The following is a 901-nucleotide window of genomic DNA, read 5'->3' as shown; positions in this document are numbered from 1 at the left end:
CAGTGCGAGCGCAACGACTGCGACCGTCACTCTACCCGCGGAGCCCATGTGCCAAAACAGCACGCGAGCATCGGGTGGGCCGAAGTACACCAGCAGCGAGAACGCGAGAAGAGCTATCGGTGTGAAGTACTTTCAAATCTTCGCCATGTGAGCTTCCTATACCGGCTACTACGATGTTACCCAAGCCGACTAACACCTGAGTTAAGCCGCGCCGCGAAGCGGCGTCGGCTTGGACGAATTGTTAGGGGGCCTACTGCATAGGGTAGATCTGCAGTACATCTCTCACCCGCCGCTCGTGCCACTCGCTTGTTCGGCAAGCTTCCGACAAGTCCGGCGCGAACGCCATAGACGCGTGGAAGAACGACTGACCAAGGTTGGCGAGGTGGACAGCCAAGTGTGCGCCACCCTCCACAAGGCGGGTGACTTCGACAAAGTGCCGGGCCGCTGGACTTGTTCCCAAGTAGTACTGCAACTGGCGCGCTTTTCCCTGTTTGGCCCAACGCGAGTCTGTGCTGAAGGTGTGGAGTACCCCGCAGCGGGCACCCCAAAGATCATCAGCCGTGTACGGGTCCGTTGCGCGCGGCACCAAGTATTTTGCTGCCCACGCCCGGAACGAATCGCCGCTCGCCTCAGTTTGGCCCGCCGGCGCGTTGAGCAGGCCGAACGTATCGATTGTTGAATAGACGATTACAAGAAAGAAGCCGTATAGCTGCTGCTCGAACAGCGCGGCCGCCGCCTGATTGGCCCCGGTGATGTATCGAGAGACCATTTCGTCGAGCGGCATCTGATCCGACACATGGCCCCCTAACACCTGAGTTATGCCGCGCCGCGAAGCGGCGTCGGCTTGGACGAATTGTTAGCCGGCATCTAGCAGAAGCAGGCTGCCGGTTGGAACGCTAGC

1 protein-coding gene is annotated in these 901 nt (G+C 59.9%); it reads right to left on the bottom strand.

The window, feature by feature from the left end:
• Window positions 1-250: 250 nt before the first annotated feature.
• A complete protein-coding gene (locus E4F61_RS13790) occupies window positions 251-784 on the bottom strand; it encodes a hypothetical protein (protein WP_133480196.1) in 534 nt (177 codons plus the stop codon).
• Window positions 785-901: the final 117 nt, after the last annotated feature.

Origin of the sequence: Cognatilysobacter segetis (assembly GCF_004359965.1) — a bacterium.
GTDB lineage: Bacteria > Pseudomonadota > Gammaproteobacteria > Xanthomonadales > Xanthomonadaceae > Cognatilysobacter > Cognatilysobacter segetis.
This window is presented reverse-complemented; position numbering and strand designations above follow the sequence as displayed.